This window comes from Quisquiliibacterium transsilvanicum, from assembly GCF_014202215.1.
GTDB lineage: Bacteria > Pseudomonadota > Gammaproteobacteria > Burkholderiales > Burkholderiaceae_E > Quisquiliibacterium > Quisquiliibacterium transsilvanicum.
In genome coordinates, this window is record NZ_JACHGB010000002.1 from 624,906 (window position 1) to 641,845 (window position 16,940).

Genomic DNA, 16,940 nt, shown 5'->3' on the forward strand with positions numbered 1-16,940 from the left:
CCAGCAAACCTGCCCGCCGGCACGCCGCTGGCACACGGAGACCTCATGACCCTGAAGATTCACGGCATCGCCGCCTCGCGCGCTGCGCGCCCCCTCTGGCTGCTCGAGGAGCTCGGCGTTCCCTACGAGCACGTGTCGCAAAGCTACCTGGGCGGCGCCACGCGCACGCCCGAGTTCCTGGCGCTCAATCCCAACGGGCACATTCCGGTGCTCGAGGACGACGGCATCGTGGTCTGGGAGTCGATGGCCACCACGCTGTACCTGGCGCGCAAGTTCGGCGGGCCGCTGGCGCCGGGCAACCTTGCCGAGGAGGCGGAGGCGCTGCGCTGGACCTTCTGGGCGGTCACCGAGTGCGAGAAGGACGCGCTCAGCGTGCTGATGCACCGGGTGGCGATGCCGGCGGACAGGCGCGATCACGCGGTGGCCGACCAGGCCGAGGGCAATCTCGCCAGGCCGCTGGCCATCCTGGACGCGCACCTGGCCACGCGCCCCTACATCGCCGGCGAGCGCTTCACCGTGGTCGACGTCAACGTGGCCTCGGTGCTGGCCTGGGCGCAGCCCTCGCGCAAGCTGATGGAAGCGAACCCGAAGCTCGCCGACTGGCTCAAGCGCTGCCTGGATCGTCCGGCGCACCAGAAGGTCCGGCAGCTGGCCAAGACGGGCCGCTGAGCCGAGCGAGCGCTGCTCTGTGCCGCGCGGCCTTGGCGGCCTGTTGCGCGGCGCGGCGCAGCGCGCTGTAGCGTCGCAGCGCATCGTCCATTTCAGTGAGCCGGGCGCTGCCGGTGGCGCCCGAGTCCAGCAGCGCGGCCTTGAGCACCTGGTAGGCCGTCTCGAGCGACTGCGCGGCGGCGTCGATCGCATCCTCGCTGGCGCGGGGCGCGAGCGGGTCGCACAGGGCGAACAGGCGTTCGGCGGCGCCGAGCAGGTCCTTGTGCAGCCCGACCACGCGCTGGTCGTGCACTGGCGGCAGCGACAGCGGGGCGATCGACGGCGACTGCTCGGCCACCGCCTCGTGGTAGCGCTGCACGCGAAGGATGCGCGCCAGCCGTTCGCTGTCGCCGCGCGCCATGGCGTCCCGGCTGAAGCGCTCGACGAAGCCCTCGGCGGCGCGTACCAGGCCCTCGACGATCGTCTGGTCGGCGCGCAGCGCGCGCGGCTGCGCGCCGCTCAGCGCGGTGCGCGCCATCCGGGTTGCCACATGGCCGATCCGGTCGACCTCCCGCTCGAACGCGTCCACCGCCAGTGAAGGCACGGCAAGCACCGTCTCGTCGAGATGCCGCGGCTGCGCCTCGTCGTCCTCGCGGGCCCGGAAGCGCCCCTGCAGCCAGCGGGTCAGCGGCTGCGCCAGCGGCCACATCAGGACCACCCCGATCAGGTTGAAGGCGGTGTGGAACATCGCCAGCCTGATCGCGGGACCGGGTGCGAGACCCAGCGCCGCGGGGCCGGCGGCGATCGCATCGACCAGCCAGGGCAGCAGGGCCAGCGCCGCTGCTGCCGCGACCAGATTGAAGGCCACGTGGGCAGCGGCTGCCCGCCGAGCGTTCGAGGTGGCGCCGATCGCCGCGAGGATCGCGGTGAAGGTGGTGCCCACGTTGGCGCCGATCACCACCGCGGCTGCGCTCTGGGCGTCCAGAAGTCCCCCCTGCGCCGCGGTGATCGCGATCGTGATCGTCGCGCTGGAGGACTGAACCAGGATCGTCAGCAGTGCGCCCGCCGCCACCTGGGCCGCCACCGCGAAGGGGCCTTCACCCCGCGGAATGCTTGCCTGCCCGGCAAGCCCGGTGAAGGTCTCCTGCAGCATCGAGATGCCCAGGAACATCAGGCCGAAGCCGGCCAGGGCGCTGCCGATGTCGCCCCTGCGCAGTCCCATGCCAGTGAGCCGAAGCGCGACCCCCAGGCCGATCAGCGGCAGCGCGAAGGCCTCGATGCCGAGCTTGAGGCCGAGCAGCGAGACGATCCAGCCGATCATCGTCGAGCCCAGGTTGGACCCGAAGACCACCCATAGCGCGGGCGCGAGCCCGAGAAGTCCCGCATTGACGAAGCCGATCGTGGCCACCGTGATCGCCGTCGACGACTGGACCAGCGCAGTCACCAGCACGCCCGTGCCGAGCGCGTGCCAGCGGGTGCGCGTGGCGTTCGCGAGGATCCGCTCGAGCGCGGGGCCGGCCGCGACCCGCAGGCCGTCGGTCATCATCGTCATGCCCAGCAGGAACAGCCCTACGCCGCCTGCCAGCCCGGTAGCGAGTGCCCAGGCGCTCACAGCGCAGCCCTGCGAGTCACGGCAGCCTGCGGCGCAGACTTGGCGAAGCCAGCGATCGACACGGTGCGCTTCATCCGAGCAGCCCGACCACCACGCCGAAGTAGATCAGCAGGCTCAGCACGTCCTGGAGGATGGTGGCGAGCGGGCCGCTGCCGAAGGCCGGATCGGCGCCGGTGCGCGCGAGCAGCCAGGGCAGGGTGAACCCGATGACCGTTGCCATGCAGCTCGACGCGAACAGCGCGATCGCCACGGCCGCGGCGAGGCGGACGTCGCCTAGCACCAGCCAGATCGGCAGCAGCGCGAGCAGCGAGAGCACCGTGCCGATCAGCGCGCCGGTGCGAAGCTCGCCACCCAGCAGCGCGGGCAGCGGCTTGTGGCTCAGCGACAGCCCGCGCACCGCGATCGACTCGCTCTGCGTGCCCACCGCATCGGCCAGGTAGACGATTGCGGGGATGAAGAAGGCCACCGCCACGTTGGCCTGCAGCGTGGCTTCGAAACGTTGCATGACCAGCGCCGTGAGCACGCTGCCGCCCAGGCCGGCGAGCAGCCAGGGCAGCCGGTGGCGGGCGCGCCGCGCCGGCGGCTCCTCGATCGCGCGGCTGGCGACCTCGGCGTCGTGAGCGATGCCCGCGAAGCGGTGCAGGTCCTCGACGTGCTCGTGCCGCAGCACCTCCAGCAGCGCGAGCGGCGGCACGACGCCCTGCCAGCGGCCATCGCGGTCGACCACCGGGACCGCGCTGACGCCGTGGGCGATCGCGTGGCTGGCGACGTGCTCCTGGTCGGTGCCGAGCCTGACGGCGGGCGGGCAGGCTAGGGCGAGCGTGGCCAGCCGCGCCGCCGGCGGGGCGCCGAGCAGGCGGGACAGCGGCACGATGCCGCAGGGCGCCCCGCGCGCGTCCAGCAGGTAGGCGGGGTCGGCGATCGCGAAGTCCCCGCCGGCCAGCAGGGCGACGAGCGAGGCCGCAGTGTCCTCTGGCGACGCAACAGGGATGCGGGTCTCGAGATGGAAGTGCGCAGTCTCGACGGCGGGGGCGGGCATGGCGGGTCGCTCGGCTAGAATCGCTGGTTTACCACACGTGACGCCCCGCGCCTTTCAGCGGTCGGGGACGAACCCGCGATGACCGATTCCGCAACTCCCTCCGGCGGCGTGCGCACACGCTTTGCTCCCAGCCCCACCGGTTTCCTGCACATCGGCGGCGCGCGCACCGCGCTCTACGCCTGGGCCTTCGCGCGCCACCACCAGGGCACCTTCATCCTGCGCGTCGAGGACACCGACGTCGAGCGCTCCACGCCCGAGGCGGTGCAGGCCATCCTCGACGGGATGTCCTGGCTGGGGCTCGACGCGGACGAGGGCCCGTTCTACCAGATGCAGAACATGCCCCGGTACCGCGAGGTCATCGACCAGATGCTGGCCGACGGCACTGCCTACCACTGCTACTGCACGCCGGAGGAGCTGGACGCGATGCGCGAGGAGCAGCGGGCGCGCGGACTCAAGCCCCGCTACGACGGCCGCTGGCGTCCGGAGAACGCGGCCGGCCGCACCCCGCCCGAGGGCGTGCGCCCGGTGGTGCGCTTTCGCAACCCGGACGAGGGCGCCGTCGCCTGGAACGACCTGGTCAAGGGGCCGATCAGCATCGGCAACCAGGAACTGGACGACCTCATCATCGCGCGCTCCGATGGCACGCCCACCTACAATTTCTGCGTCGTGGTCGACGACTGGGAGATGCGGATCACCCACGTGATCCGCGGCGACGACCACGTCAACAACACGCCGCGCCAGATCAACATCCTGCGCGCGCTGGGCGCACAGATCCCGGTCTACGGACACGTGCCGATGATCCACGGCCCGGACGGGGAGAAGCTGTCCAAGCGGCACGGCGCCGTTTCAGTGATGCAGTACGACGAGGACGGCTTTCTGCCCGAGGCGGTGATCAACTACCTGGCACGGCTGGGCTGGAGCCACGGCGACGACGAGATCTTCACCCGCGAGCAGCTGGTGCAGTGGTTCGACGGCCGGCACCTGTCGCGCTCACCTTCGCAGTTCGACCCCGAGAAGCTCAAGTGGCTGAACAACCACTACATCCGTGCCGCTGCGGACGGGCGGCTGGCGGCGCTGGTGGCGCCGCGGCTGGCCGAGCGCGGGCTTGCGCCGGAGAAGGTGGCCGCCTCGCCGGTGGATCTCGCGGCGGTCTGCGCGCTGCTCAAGGACCGTGCCGCCACGCTCAACGAGATCGCCGACCTGGCGACCATGTTCTACGTCGAGCCCCATGTGCACGCCGACCAGCTCGCCGAGCATCTCAAGCCGCAGGCCCGTCCGGCCCTGCGCGCGTTCGCCGATGCCTGCGCGGGAATCGAGTGGACCCGCGAGGCCATCGCTGCGGCGGTGAAGGCCGCGGTGGCCGAGCACGGCATCAAGATGCCGCAGTTCGGCATTCCGGCGCGGCTGCTGGTGTTCGGCCGCACCCAGACGCCCGCGCTCGAGGCGGTGCTCGCGCTGATGCCGCGCGAGGTGGTGGTGCACCGTCTTGCGCAGGGGCTGGCGCACGCGCTCTGACTGGGAGGGGCGGGCGCCCGAAGCGCAGGGCTGGGCTGCGTAGCGTGCTCCGCCGCGCGCGCGCCCCGCGCCCCTGTCAGGTGCCCCTGTGTCAGGCGCCCAGCGACAGCTTCTGGGACGACACCACCTTCTTGTAGACCTCGTACTCCGCGGCGATCTGCCGCGCGAACTCGGCGGGCGAGTTCGCGACGATCAGCGAGCCGGTGTCGGTGATCCGCTTGCGCACCGCGGGATCCTCGACGGTCTTCCTGACCGCCGCGTGGATCGCATCGACGACCGCGGGCGCCATCGCCTTGGGGCCGAGGATGCCGTAGTACGCCATCCGGTTGACCGGCTCCATGCCCACTTCCTTGAAGGTGGGCACGTTGGGCAGCGCCTGCAGCCGCTCGGGCGCGGCCACCACGATGGGCACCAGGCGGCCGTCGCGCACGAAGGGCAGCGCCGACGGCAGGTTGTCGAAGATGATCGGCACCTGCCCGCCGACCACGTCCGCCAGCGCCGGGCCTGCGCCGCGGTAGGGGATGTGGGTCATGAAGATCCGGGCCAGCGACTTGAACAGCTCGGTCTGCAGATGGCCGATGCCGCCGGTGCCCGAACTGGCGTAGGAGTGCTTGCCGGGGTTGCGTCGGAGCTCCTCCAGGAAGGACTGGAAGTTTTTCGCCGGGAACGACGGATGGACCGCGATCAGGTTCGGCGTGGCTGCGATGTTGATGATCGGCGTGAAGTCGGTCAGCGTGTCGTAGGGGATCTTGGGGTTGATCGCCGGGTTGGCCGCGGTGGTCGACACCGTGGCCATGCCAAGCGTGTGCCCGTCCGGCGCGGCCTTCGCCAGCTCGAGCGCGCCGATCACGCCGCCGCCGCCTCCCTTGTTTTCTACTACGACCGTCTGGCCGAGGTTCTCGCGCAGCTTGTCGGAGATCGCGCGCGCGATGATGTCCGTGGTGCCTCCTGGCGCGAAGGGCACGATCAGGCGCACCGGGCGGCTCGGGAAGGCCGCCTGCGCGAAGGCCGAGCTGGGCAGTGCGGCGGCTGCGGCGGTGCCGGCCAGGGTCTTGAGCAGATCGCGACGCTTGAACATCGGGACGGTCTCCTTTCGGTCGGTAGAATCATGAAACTACACGAATCGCCCCATAAGAAGGCCTCATGTCCGGCAATACCCTAGGTCACCTTTTCACCGTCACCACCTTTGGCGAGTCGCACGGCCCGGCCATCGGCTGCGTGGTCGACGGCTGCCCGCCGGGCCTCGAACTCTCCGAGGACGACATCCAGCAGGACCTGGACCGGCGCCGGCCGGGAACCTCGCGCCACGTCACCCAGCGCCAGGAGCCCGACCGGGTGGAGATCCTGTCCGGGGTGTTCGAGGGGCGCACCACGGGCACGCCGATCTCGCTGCTGATCCGCAATCAGGATGCGCGCAGCAAGGACTACGGCAACATCGCGCGCAGCTTCCGCCCCGGTCACGCCGACTACACCTACTGGCACAAGTACGGCATCCGCGACCATCGCGGCGGCGGCCGCTCGTCGGCGCGGCTCACCGCGCCCGCGGTGGCGGCGGGGGCCATCGCGCGCAAGTGGTTGCACGGCCAGTTCGGCACGGTGATCCGCGGCTACATGGCCCAGGTCGGCGAGATCGCCATTCCCTTCACCAGCTGGGACGAGGTCGCCCGCAATCCCTTCTTCGCCCCGGACGCCGCGGTGATCCCGCAGCTCGAGGCCTACATGGACGAGCTGCGCCGCGCGGGCGATTCCTGCGGGGCACGGGTGAATGTGGTGGCCGAGCACGTCCCGGTGGGACTCGGCGAGCCGATCTACGACAAGCTCGACGCCGACATCGCCTACGCGATGATGGGCATCAATGCGGTCAAGGGCGTGGAGATCGGCGCGGGGTTCGGGTCGATCGTTCAGCGCGGCAGCGAGCACGGCGACGAGCTCACGCTGCAGGGCTTCGTCGGCAACAACGCGGGCGGCGTGCTGGGTGGCATCTCCACCGGCCAGCCGATCACCGTCTCGCTCGCCATCAAGCCCACCTCCAGCATCCGCACGCCGCGCCGCTCGATCGACGTGGGCGGCGAGCCCGCGATGGTCGAGACTTTCGGCAGGCACGACCCCTGCGTGGGCATCCGCGCGGCGCCGATCGCCGAGGCGATGCTGGCGCTGGTGCTGATCGACCACGCGCTGCGGCACCGGGCGCAGAACGCCGGCGTCCACGTGTCCACGCCGGCCATCCCCGGCTCGAGTTCCTGAGCGCTGCCGGCCGGTTCGCGCCGGAGACCGGCGTCAAGGCGCTGTTCTTCGCGTACTTCGCGATGATCGGCGCAATCTCGCCCTATCTCGCGCTCTACTTCGCGGCGGTGGGGCTGAGCATCTCGCAGATCGGCATCCTGGTGGCGCTGCCGCCGGTCATGCGCATCATCGGCCCGCCGTTCTGGGGCGCGCTGGCCGACCGCAGCGGCCAGCGCGGCCCGCTGCTGCGCGTCAGTTCCGCGGCGGCAATCGTCCTGGCGGTGGGCATCTGGCTGGCCGGCAGCCATTTCGCAGCGCTGCTGGTGCTGATCGCCCTGCTGCAGTTCGCCACCTCCGCGCAGTCGCCGCTGAGCGAGTCGATGGCGATCTCGGTGGCGGCGGGCGACTCCGGACGCTACGGCCGGGTGCGGCTCTGGGGCTCGGTCGGCTTCACCGGCGGGGTGGTGCTGATGGGCCCGCTGCTCGACTGGCTCGGCACATCCGGCCTGCCGCTGCTGCTTGCGCTCATGGCCGCGGCGGTGCTGGCGGTGGCCTGGCGGCTGCCCGAGGTGGCGCCGCCGCGGCCGGTGGCCGGCGTGCCGGTCTGGGGCCGGCTGCGCGAGCCGGCGCTCGCCGCCTTCTTCGCATCCTGCTTCCTGATGATGCTCGCGCACGCCGCGCTGTACGCCTTCTACTCGCTGCACCTGCACGGCTTCGGGTATTCGAAGACCTTCATCGGGCTGGCCTGGACCATCGGCGTGCTGGCGGAGATCGTGGTGTTCCGCGTGCAGAAGCGCCTGTTCGATCGCTTCGGCGCGCTGCCGCTGCTGGCGGCGAGCTTCGCCGCAGCGGCGCTGCGCTTCGCGCTGATCGGCTGGGGCGGCGGCGCGCTTGCCGTGGTCGTCGTCGGCCAGCTGCTGCATGCGATCACCTTCGGGGTGCATCACAGCGCGGTGATGGCGCTGCTGCACCGCTGGTTCGGCCCGGCCGAGCAAGGCCGGGCGCAGGCGATGTACATCACGCTGGGCTACGGCCTGGGCGGCGCCGCGGGCGGCATCGTCGCCAGCCGGCTCTGGGAGCATGCGGGGCCCGCGGCGGCTTTCTACGGGGCCGCGATCGCTGCTGCCCTGGGCTGGGGGGCGGTGGCACTGTGCCAGCGCTTCGACTACGCTCGGAGCTCTGACGATCGAAGGAGGATGCCGTGATGTTCGATGCGATGCGATTCGGGTGGGTGAAGGCGGCCGGGCTGGCGCTGGGCCTGTCCCTCGGGCTTTCCGCCTGCCAATCGGTCCAGACCACGGGCGCTGGCGTGGTCGGCGTGGAACGGCAGCAGCGGATGTCGGCGCTGGTCTCCGAGGCCGAGCTGCGCCAGGGGGCGGTGCAGGCCTACCGCGAGCAGATCACCAAGGAGCGCCAGAACGGCACCCTGAATGCCGATCCGGGGATGACGTCGCGGGTCAAGGCGATCGCCGCGCGGCTGATCCCGGCGACCGGCGCATTCCGGCCGGATGCGCCGGCCTGGGCCTGGGAGGTGAACGTGATCCGCTCCGACTCGATCAACGCCTGGTGCATGCCGGGCGGCAAGATCGCGGTCTACAGCGGACTGATCGACAAGCTGGCGCTCAACGACGACGAGATCGCCGCGGTGATGGGCCATGAGATCGCGCACGCGCTGCGCGAGCATGCCCGCGAGCGCGCCTCCGAGCAGGTGACCGCGGGGCTGCTGATCCAGGGCGGGGCCATGGTGCTCGGAGCGCCGGGCGGCTCGGTCGACATGGCCAAGCTGGCCTACCAGGTCACGCTGGGCCTGCCCAACAGCCGGCTGCACGAGAGCGAGGCCGACCGGATCGGTGTCGAGCTGGCAGCGCGCTCCGGCTACGATCCCCGCGCGGCCGTCACCCTCTGGCAGAAGATGGCCCGGGCGGGCGGCAGCGGCGGTCCGCAATGGCTGAGCACGCACCCGGCCGCCGACACCCGGATCCGCGACCTCGAGGTGTACGCGGCGCGGGTGGCGCCTCTGTACCAGCAGGCGAAGTCGCGGCGCTGACGAGGGCCCGCCGCGGCGGCGCTGGCCGGGGGTGCGTGGCATAATCGACGGTTCCGGTCAATCGATCCGCCGGGGCCCCGGCCCCCGCCAAAGCCACATGCAGCTCGCCGCACGCACGCTCTACGACAAGCTCTGGGATGCCCACCTCGTCCACCGAGAGGAAGACGGCACCAGCCTGATCTACATCGATCGCCACCTGGTCCACGAAGTGACCAGTCCGCAGGCCTTCGAGGGACTGCGCATCGCGGGCCGCAAGCCCTGGCGCACCTCGTCGGTGGTGGCCACGGCCGACCACAACACGCCCACCACCGGCTGGGAACGTGGCATCGAGGGCATCGAAGACCTCACCTCGCGTGAGCAGGTGGTCACGCTCGACCGCAACATCCGCGAGTTCGGCATCTCCACCTACTTCCCCTTCATGGACCGCCGCCAGGGCATCGTCCACGTGATCGGGCCGGAGCAGGGCGCCACGCTGCCGGGAATGACGGTGGTCTGCGGCGACTCCCATACCAGCACCCACGGCGCCTTCGGCTGCCTGGCCTTCGGCATCGGCACCTCGGAAGTCGAGCACGTGCTCGCCACCCAGTGCCTGATGGCCAGGAAGATGAAGAGCATGCTGGTCCAGGTCGACGGCGCGCTGCCGCGCGGCGTCACCGCCAAGGACATCGTGCTGGCCATCATCGGCCGCATCGGCACCGCCGGCGGCACCGGCTTTGCGATCGAGTTCGGCGGCTCCGCCATCCGTGCGCTGTCGATGGAAGGCCGGATGACCATCTGCAACATGGCCATCGAGGCCGGCGCGCGCGCCGGCATGGTCGCGGTCGACGAAACCACCATCGCCTACCTGAAGGGCCGCCCGATGGCGCCCACCGGCGAGGACTGGGATCGCGCGGTCGCCCACTGGCGCACGCTGCGTTCCGACGAGGGCGCCAGCTACGACGCCACGGTGCGTCTGGACGCCGCGCAGATCCGCCCGCACGTCACCTGGGGCACCTCCCCGGAGATGGTCGTGGCCATCGACGAGCGCGTCCCCGATCCCGACAGGGAAAAGGACGCGACCCGCCGCGAGGGCATGGAGCGGGCGCTGCAGTACATGGGCCTGAAGCCGAACACCCCGATGGAGCAGATCGCCATCGACAAGGTCTTCATCGGCTCCTGCACCAATTCGCGCATCGAAGATCTGCGCGCCGCCGCCGCGGTCGCCCGCGGCCGCCGCAAGGCCGACGGCGTGAAGCTGGTGCTGGTGGTGCCGGGTTCCGGCCAGGTGAAGGCGCAGGCCGAGGCCGAGGGGCTCGACCGCATCTTCCGCGACGCGGGCTTCGAATGGCGCGAGCCGGGCTGCTCGATGTGCCTGGCGATGAACGCCGACAAGCTCGAGCCGGGCGAGCGCTGCGCGTCCACGTCCAATCGCAATTTCGAGGGGCGCCAGGGCAATGGCGGGCGCACCCATCTGGTCAGTCCCGCAATGGCGGCCGCCGCGGCCATCGCAGGTCATTTCGTCGACGTGCGGCGTCTGAACTGAAGGAGTGGGCAACATGAAGAAGATCGTTCTGATCCTCGCGGCCGCCGCATTCGGCATGTCGCTCTCCGCGTGCAACACCGTCGCGGGCGCCGGCAAGGACATCGAGCGCGCTGGCGAAACCATCCAGGGCGCCGCCAAGAAGTAACGCTACGGAATCGAAGAACATGGATAGCTTGACGGTTCACCGCGGGCTGGTCGCGCCGCTCGACAGGGCCAACGTCGACACCGACGCGATCATCCCGAAGCAGTTCCTGAAGTCGATCAAGCGCACGGGCTTCGGTCCGAACCTGTTCGACGAATGGCGCTACCTGGATCACGGCGAGCCCGGGATGGACAACACCCGCCGGCCGCTGAATCCCGATTTCATCCTCAACCAGCCCAGGTTCAAGGGCGCGTCGGTGCTGCTGGCGCGCAAGAACTTCGGCTGCGGTTCGTCGCGCGAGCATGCGCCCTGGGCGTTGCAGGACTATGGCTTCCGGGTGGTGATCGCTCCGTCGTTCGCCGACATTTTCTACAACAACTGCTACAAGATCGGCCTGCTGCCGGTGGTGCTGGCGGAGTCCGAGGTCGACCGGCTCTTCCATGAGGTCGCCGCCTTCCCCGGTTTCGAGCTGGTCGTCGACCTGCCCGCGCAGACGGTCGCCAGCGCCGACGGCTCGATCGCGTATCGCTTCGAGATCGACGACTTCCGCAAGTACTGCCTGGTCAACGGTCTGGACGAGATCGGCCTGACGCTGCGTCATGCCGACAAGATCCACGAGTTCGAGAATCGCCGGATCGCCGAGCAGCCCTGGCTCACCCGGGTGCTCGCGGGCTGACCCGCGTGGCGGCGGCTTCTCCCGGAACCCGCCCGAATCCCCCCAAGAATCCCGTTCAGGAACAGAAGATGAAGATTGCAGTGCTGCCCGGCGACGGCATCGGCCCCGAGATCACCGAGCAGGCGGTGCGCGTGCTCAAGGCGCTGTCCACGGACGGGCTGCGCATCGAGATGGAGCAGGCCCCGGTCGGCGGCGCCGGCTACGAGGCCAGCGGCGACCCCCTGCCCGAGGCAACGCTGAAGGTCGCCGAGCAGGCCGATGCAATCCTGTTCGGTTCGGTGGGCGGCCCGCAGTACGACACGCTGCCGCGTCCGCAGCGCCCGGAGCAGGGCCTGCTGCGGCTGCGCAAGCACTTCGACCTGTTCGCCAACCTGCGCCCGGCGGTTGTCTACCCTGAGCTCGCGCATGCGTCGACGCTCAAGCATGAGGTGGTCGCCGGGCTCGACCTGCTCATCCTGCGCGAGCTGACCAGCGACATCTACTTCGGCCAGCCGCGCGGCGTGCGCATCAACGAGGCGGGCGAGCGCGAGGGCTTCGACACCATGCGCTACACCGAGAGCGAGATCCGCCGGATCGCGCATGCGGCCTTCCAGGCGGCGCGCAAGCGCGCGAAGCGGGTCTGCTCGGTGGACAAGGCCAACGTGCTGGAGACCACCCAGTTCTGGCGCGACGTGGTCACCGACGTGCACCGGGAGTACGCTGACATCGAGCTGTCGCACATGTACGTCGACAACGCGGCGATGCAGCTGATCCGCAACCCCAAGCAGTTCGACGTGATGGTCACCGGCAACATGTTCGGCGACATCCTGTCGGACGAGGCCTCGATGCTCACCGGCTCGATCGGGATGCTGCCGTCGGCGTCGCTGAACGCGAAGAACTACGGGCTGTACGAGCCCATCCACGGCTCGGCGCCGGACATCGCCGGCAAGGGGGTCGCCAACCCGCTGGCCACCATCCTGTCGGCGGCGATGCTGCTGCGCTACTCGCTGAACCAGGAGGCCACGGCGCAGCGCATCGAGGCCGCAGTGCGCAAGGTGCTCGCGCAGGGCCTGCGCACCGCGGACATCGCCGAGCCGGGCAAGCGCACGGTGGGCACCCGCGAGATGGGCGACGCGGTGATCGCGGCCCTCTAAGGAGAGATCGTCATGATGAAAGTTGGAATGGTCGGATGGCGCGGAATGGTCGGTTCCGTGCTGATGCAGCGGATGCGCGAAGAGAACGACTTCGCGCTGATCGAGCCGGTGTTCTTCACCACGTCCAACGTGGGCGGCGACGCGCCGCTGGGCGGCGGCCGGCTGCTGGACGCGATGTCGGTGTCCGAGCTCGCGAAGATGGACACCATCATCACCTGCCAGGGCGGCGACTACACCACCGAGGTCCATCCGCAACTGCGGGCGGCCGGCTGGAAGGGCTACTGGATCGACGCCGCTTCCACGCTGCGGATGAAGGACGACGCGGTCATCATCCTCGACCCGCTGAACAAGCACGTCATCGAGCGCGCCCTGGCGGGCCACGCCAAGGACTTCATCGGCGGCAACTGCACCGTCAGCCTGATGATGCTTGCGCTCAACGGCCTGTTCCGCGAAGGGCTGATCGAGTGGATCAGCGCGATGACCTACCAGGCCGCCTCGGGCGCCGGCGCCCAGAACATGCGCGAGCTGCTCGGCCAGATGGGGGCGGCTCACGCCTCGGTCGCCGACCTGCTGGCCGATCCGGCCTCGCCGATCCTCGAGATCGACCGTCGCCTGGCCGCGGCCATGCGCGGCTCGTCCTTTCCCACCGAGCACTTCGGCGTGCCGCTGGCGGGCAGCCTGATCCCCTGGATCGACAAGGACCTCGGCAACGGCACCAGCCGCGAGGAGTGGAAGGGCGACGCCGAGTGCAACAAGATCCTCGGCCTGCCGGCCTCCGGCGAGGGACACGTTCCGGTCGAGAGCATCTGCGTGCGCATCGGCGCGATGCGCAGCCACAGCCAGGCGCTGACGATCAAGCTGAACAAGGACGTGCCGCTGGCCGAGGTCGAGGCGATGATCAGCACCGCCAACGAATGGGTGCGGCTGGTGCCGAACACCCGCGAGGCCAGCATCCGCGACCTGACGCCCACGGCAGTGACCGGCACGCTGCACGTTCCAGTCGGACGTGTGCGCAAGCTGTCGATGGGTCCGCAATACCTGAGCGCCTTCACCGTTGGCGACCAGTTGCTGTGGGGCGCCGCAGAACCGCTGCGCCGGATGCTGCGCATCCTCCTTTCCTGAGCAATCGACCTTCAGGCGGGCGGCGCGTGCCGCCCGTCGCGTTGCGCTGGGAGTGAAGCGGATTTCGGCGGTAAAGCTATGGAATCGTGTGAGCTTGCACCTGTAAATAGCTGATGTTAGGCTCAATTCACTCTAGTGGCACCTCGGGGAAAAGCGTGGCTGGCGGAAAAACTACCGACGTATCCATGCCGTCCAGGCCCTCTCCCAAGCGCATCGCTGCTGCTGTCGCCCTTGCCCTGGCGACCGGGGTTGCGAGCTCGTCTTGGGCTGCTGGTCTGGGCAGGCTTACCGTTCAATCCGCGCTTGGTCAGCCCCTCAGGGCCGAGGTCGAGATCTCCGCGCTGACGCCCGCCGAGGCGGCCTCGCTGAACGCGCGGCTGGCACCGGCCGACGCCTTCCGGCAGGCGGGCCTGCAGTTCAACCCCGCGCTCTCCAACCTGCGCTTCGCCATCGACCGGCGTGCGAATGGCAGCAGCGTGGTGCGGATCACCTCCGCCCAGCCGATCAACGAGCCCTTCGTCGATCTGCTGGTCGAGCTGAACTGGGCCAGCGGCCGCTTCGTCCGCGAATACACCTTCCTCCTCGATCCGCCCGAGCTGCGCACCGCAGCGCGCGAGGTGGTCGAGGGTGGCGCGGTGGTGCGCAACGAGGTGGTGCCGCCTGCGGTGGCCGCCAGCGTGCAGCCCAGGGAGGTGGCGGCTGCAGCTGCGGCGCCGTCGGCTGCTGCTGCTCCCGCCCAGTCCTCTGCTGCGGCGGAAACGCCGGCCGCTGCGGCTCGCGCTCGCCGGGCCGCGGCCCGCGAAGCTGCGGCCGCCGAAGCCGCCGCCCGCCAGGATTCGGCTCGCCAGGCTAAGGCCCGCGAGGCGTCGTCCCAGGCCGGCGGCAGCTCGGTCGAAGTGCGTGGCGGCGAGACCCTTGCGGCGATCGCCTCCCGCGTGAAGCCGGCCAGCGTGTCGCTGGACCAGGCGCTGATCGCCATCTACCAGGCCAACCCCGGCGCCTTCTTCGGCGGCGTGCATCAGCTGCGTTCCGGCGCCACCCTCGCCATCCCCGATGAGCAGGCAATGGCGTCGGTCGATGCAGGCGGCGCCCGCGAGCAGGTCCGCGCCCACACCCGCGATTTCAACGCCTACCGCACCAGGCTCGCCGAGCGCGCACGCACGGTTGCCGCAGCGTCGGCGGGCCAGTCTGCTGAAGGCCGCATCGGCGCCACCGTCCAGGAGCGCGGCGCAGCCGAGGCTGGCGACCAGCTGCGGCTCTCGCGCAGCACGCCCGGCGCCGAGGCCACGGGCGCCGGCGCGACCGGCACGGCCGCATCGCGTGCCGCCGAGCAGGGCGTGGCGCGCGACGCCGCGGTCCGCGAGGCCCAGTCGCGCGTCTCCGATCTCGAGAAGAACGTCGCCAACCTGCAGCAGCTGCTCGAACTGAAGAACCGCCAGCTGGCCGAACTGCAGAAGCAGGTCGAAGCCGCTGGCGCGGCCGGCCAGACAGCCGCAGGCGCGATCGCCCCGCAAGCGGCCGCAGGCTCCGTCGCTGCTGCTCCCGCGGCGTCGGGCGCTGCGGCGTCTGCGGTCGACTCTTCCGCCTCGCCGGGTTCCGCGCAGGCGGCGGGCTCGGGCTCGGCTGCATCCGCCCAGGCCCAGGGCTCGAGTGCTGCGGCTGGTTCGCAGGCGGCAGATTCGAGCACTGCGGCGCCTGCTGCGGATGCCGCGACCGCCGGCGATTCCCAGGCAGCTGCGCCCTCCGCTGGAGCGGCGCAAGAGGCGCAGCAAGCCGGCAACAGTCAGTCGGCCGCGCCGGTCCAGTCGGCCGGCGAGGCCCCGGCGGCGGTGCCGGCCGCCACGCCCGCACCGGCCAAGGTCGCCGCGCAACCCAGCCTGATGGACGATGTCATGTCCAACCCGCTGATGCTGCCCGGGTTGGCCGCCATCCTCGCGCTCGGCGCGGGCTACGGCTGGTATTCGATGCGCCGCCGGCGCAAGGTGGAGAAGTTCGAGGACAGCCTGATCGCCGCGGACGGCTTCGCGACCAACTCGCTGTTCGGCTCCACCGGCGGCCAGAGCGTCGACACGACCAGCAGCAGCGTCTTCCAAGCGAGCACCCGCGACAGCGGCGTCGACGTTCATGCCACCGAGGTCGATCCGATCGCGGAAGCCGAGGTCTACATCGCCTACGGCCGCGAGGCCCAGGCCGAGGAAATCCTGCGCGAGGCGCTCAAGAAGCAGCCCGAGCGCCAGGCCATTCGCGCCAAGCTGCTCGACATCCTGGCCGGGCGCAAGGATGCGCAGGCCTACGGCGCGCTGGCCGGCGAGATGTACGAGCAGACCGGCGGCCTGAACGAAGAGTGGCCCAAGATCGTCACGATGGGGCTGGCCCTCGATCCGGACAACCCGCTGTACACCGGCCGGCCCGCCGGCGGCGGCGCGGCCCGCACCGCCGCGGCCGCCCAGGACTTCGTCGGCGAGCGTCCCTCCATGGCCCCGGCTGGCGGCACCATCGCCGCGGCTGCTGCGGCGCTCGGCGCGGCTGACGCTGCGTCCGCTTCGGCGCCGCATGCTTCCGCCGACGATCGCGTTGCCCCGGCCGCTGCCGGGTCGGACTTCGATGCGGTCGACTTCAGCGTGCTCGACGCAGCGCCCCGCAAGTTCATCGACACCCGGCCGCTGACCGAAGACGAGCCGAAGGTCGCTGCCGAGGCGCGTGCCGGCGCCGAGTCGGAGATCCCGGCCCTCGACTTCGACTTCGATCTCGATTCCACCATCGGCAAGATCGACAACGGCCTGTCCGGTGCACCGTCGTCGCAGCCGGCGGCCTCCGAGCTTGAGAAGGCGGTGGGAGGGCGGTTCGACCTGCCGTCGCTGGACCTCGACCTTTCCGAGAAGTCCGGCGCCGAGCGTGCTGCCACAGCCGATACCGAGCAGGATGCGGTGCTGGGCCTGGAGGACGACCTGGACATCGACCTGCCGTCGCTCGAGAGCCTCTCGCGCACGGCAGTGCCCCGGTCCGCGGCCCTGGCCGACGGCGCGATGCCCGAGATCGATCTGTCCGCGATCGGTCTCGACCTCGAGCCCGCTCCGGCCGTGCCGGCTGGCGCGGACGGCGAGCGCTGGCAGGAGATGGCCACCAAGCTCGACCTGGCATCCGCCTACGAGGAGATCGGCGACAAGGAAGGCGCGCGCGAGCTCCTGGATGAAGTGGTCAAGGGCGGCGACGGCGACCAGCAGAAGAAGGCGCGCTCGATGCTCGCCCGGATCGTCTGAG

Annotated in this window: 14 protein-coding genes; 11 read left to right on the forward strand and 3 right to left on the reverse strand. The window is 70.6% G+C overall.

What is annotated here, in order from left to right; genetic code table 11:
* Positions 1-45: 45 nt before the first annotated feature.
* A complete protein-coding gene (locus HNQ70_RS06305) occupies positions 46-669 on the forward strand; it encodes a glutathione S-transferase family protein (RefSeq protein ID WP_183965353.1) in 624 nt (207 codons plus the stop codon).
* On the opposite strand, the gene HNQ70_RS06310 is transcribed toward HNQ70_RS06305, so the two are convergent.
* Together HNQ70_RS06310 and HNQ70_RS06315 are read right to left on the reverse strand one after the other, a co-directional pair.
* Complete coding sequence (locus tag HNQ70_RS06310) at positions 605-2,260, reverse strand: Na/Pi cotransporter family protein (protein ID WP_343060665.1); 1,656 nt, start codon at positions 2,258-2,260, stop codon at positions 605-607. The genes HNQ70_RS06305 and HNQ70_RS06310 overlap by 65 nt on opposite strands.
* A 70-nt stretch (positions 2,261-2,330) precedes the next feature.
* Positions 2,331-3,299 (reverse strand): magnesium transporter, encoded by a 969-nt coding sequence (locus HNQ70_RS06315; RefSeq protein WP_183965355.1) that lies wholly within the window; start codon positions 3,297-3,299, stop codon positions 2,331-2,333.
* Between the two features lie 78 nt (positions 3,300-3,377).
* On the opposite strand from HNQ70_RS06315, the gene gltX reads away from it, so the two are divergent.
* Positions 3,378-4,814, forward strand: a complete 1,437-nt coding sequence (gene gltX / locus HNQ70_RS06320) for a glutamate--tRNA ligase (protein ID WP_183965357.1) — start codon at positions 3,378-3,380, stop codon at positions 4,812-4,814.
* Between the two features lie 91 nt (positions 4,815-4,905).
* On the opposite strand, the gene HNQ70_RS06325 is transcribed toward gltX, so the two are convergent.
* Positions 4,906-5,892 carry a tripartite tricarboxylate transporter substrate binding protein BugE gene (locus HNQ70_RS06325; RefSeq protein ID WP_183965359.1) on the reverse strand — a complete coding sequence of 329 codons (987 nt, stop codon included), beginning with the start codon at positions 5,890-5,892 and terminating at the stop codon, positions 4,906-4,908.
* A 65-nt stretch (positions 5,893-5,957) separates the two neighbouring features.
* Between HNQ70_RS06325 and aroC the strand changes: the two genes are divergently transcribed.
* The 9 genes from aroC to HNQ70_RS06370 all read left to right on the forward strand — a co-directional run bounded on the left by aroC (position 5,958) and on the right by HNQ70_RS06370 (position 16,939).
* Complete coding sequence (gene aroC / locus HNQ70_RS06330; RefSeq protein ID WP_183965366.1) at positions 5,958-7,058, forward strand: chorismate synthase; 1,101 nt, start codon at positions 5,958-5,960, stop codon at positions 7,056-7,058.
* A 41-nt stretch (positions 7,059-7,099) separates the two neighbouring features.
* On the forward strand, positions 7,100-8,242 hold the full coding sequence (locus HNQ70_RS06335; protein ID WP_281381498.1) for an MFS transporter: 1,143 nt from the start codon (positions 7,100-7,102) through the stop codon (positions 8,240-8,242).
* The gene (locus tag HNQ70_RS06340; protein WP_183965370.1) at positions 8,242-9,084 is read left to right on the forward strand and encodes a M48 family metallopeptidase; all 843 of its coding nucleotides are present in this window, start codon (positions 8,242-8,244) and stop codon (positions 9,082-9,084) included. The genes HNQ70_RS06335 and HNQ70_RS06340 overlap by 1 nt, the downstream gene beginning before the upstream one ends.
* Before the next feature lie 97 nt (positions 9,085-9,181).
* A complete protein-coding gene (gene leuC, locus HNQ70_RS06345; RefSeq protein ID WP_183965372.1) occupies positions 9,182-10,606 on the forward strand; it encodes a 3-isopropylmalate dehydratase large subunit in 1,425 nt (474 codons plus the stop codon).
* A 13-nt stretch (positions 10,607-10,619) separates the two neighbouring features.
* Positions 10,620-10,751: an entericidin A/B family lipoprotein gene (locus HNQ70_RS06350; RefSeq protein WP_183965374.1), complete on the forward strand. Its 132-nt coding sequence runs from the start codon at positions 10,620-10,622 to the stop codon at positions 10,749-10,751.
* Positions 10,752-10,770: 19 nt separating this feature from the next.
* On the forward strand, positions 10,771-11,424 hold the full coding sequence (gene leuD / locus HNQ70_RS06355; RefSeq protein WP_183965376.1) for a 3-isopropylmalate dehydratase small subunit: 654 nt from the start codon (positions 10,771-10,773) through the stop codon (positions 11,422-11,424).
* Positions 11,425-11,492: 68 nt separating this feature from the next.
* Positions 11,493-12,557 (forward strand): 3-isopropylmalate dehydrogenase, encoded by a 1,065-nt coding sequence (gene leuB / locus HNQ70_RS06360; RefSeq protein WP_183965378.1) that lies wholly within the window; start codon positions 11,493-11,495, stop codon positions 12,555-12,557.
* A 15-nt stretch (positions 12,558-12,572) separates the two neighbouring features.
* Positions 12,573-13,679, forward strand: a complete 1,107-nt coding sequence (gene asd, locus HNQ70_RS06365) for an aspartate-semialdehyde dehydrogenase (RefSeq protein ID WP_183965540.1) — start codon at positions 12,573-12,575, stop codon at positions 13,677-13,679.
* Positions 13,680-13,864: 185 nt separating this feature from the next.
* A complete protein-coding gene (locus tag HNQ70_RS06370; protein ID WP_183965380.1) occupies positions 13,865-16,939 on the forward strand; it encodes a motility hub landmark protein FimV in 3,075 nt (1,024 codons plus the stop codon).
* Position 16,940: the final 1 nt, after the last annotated feature.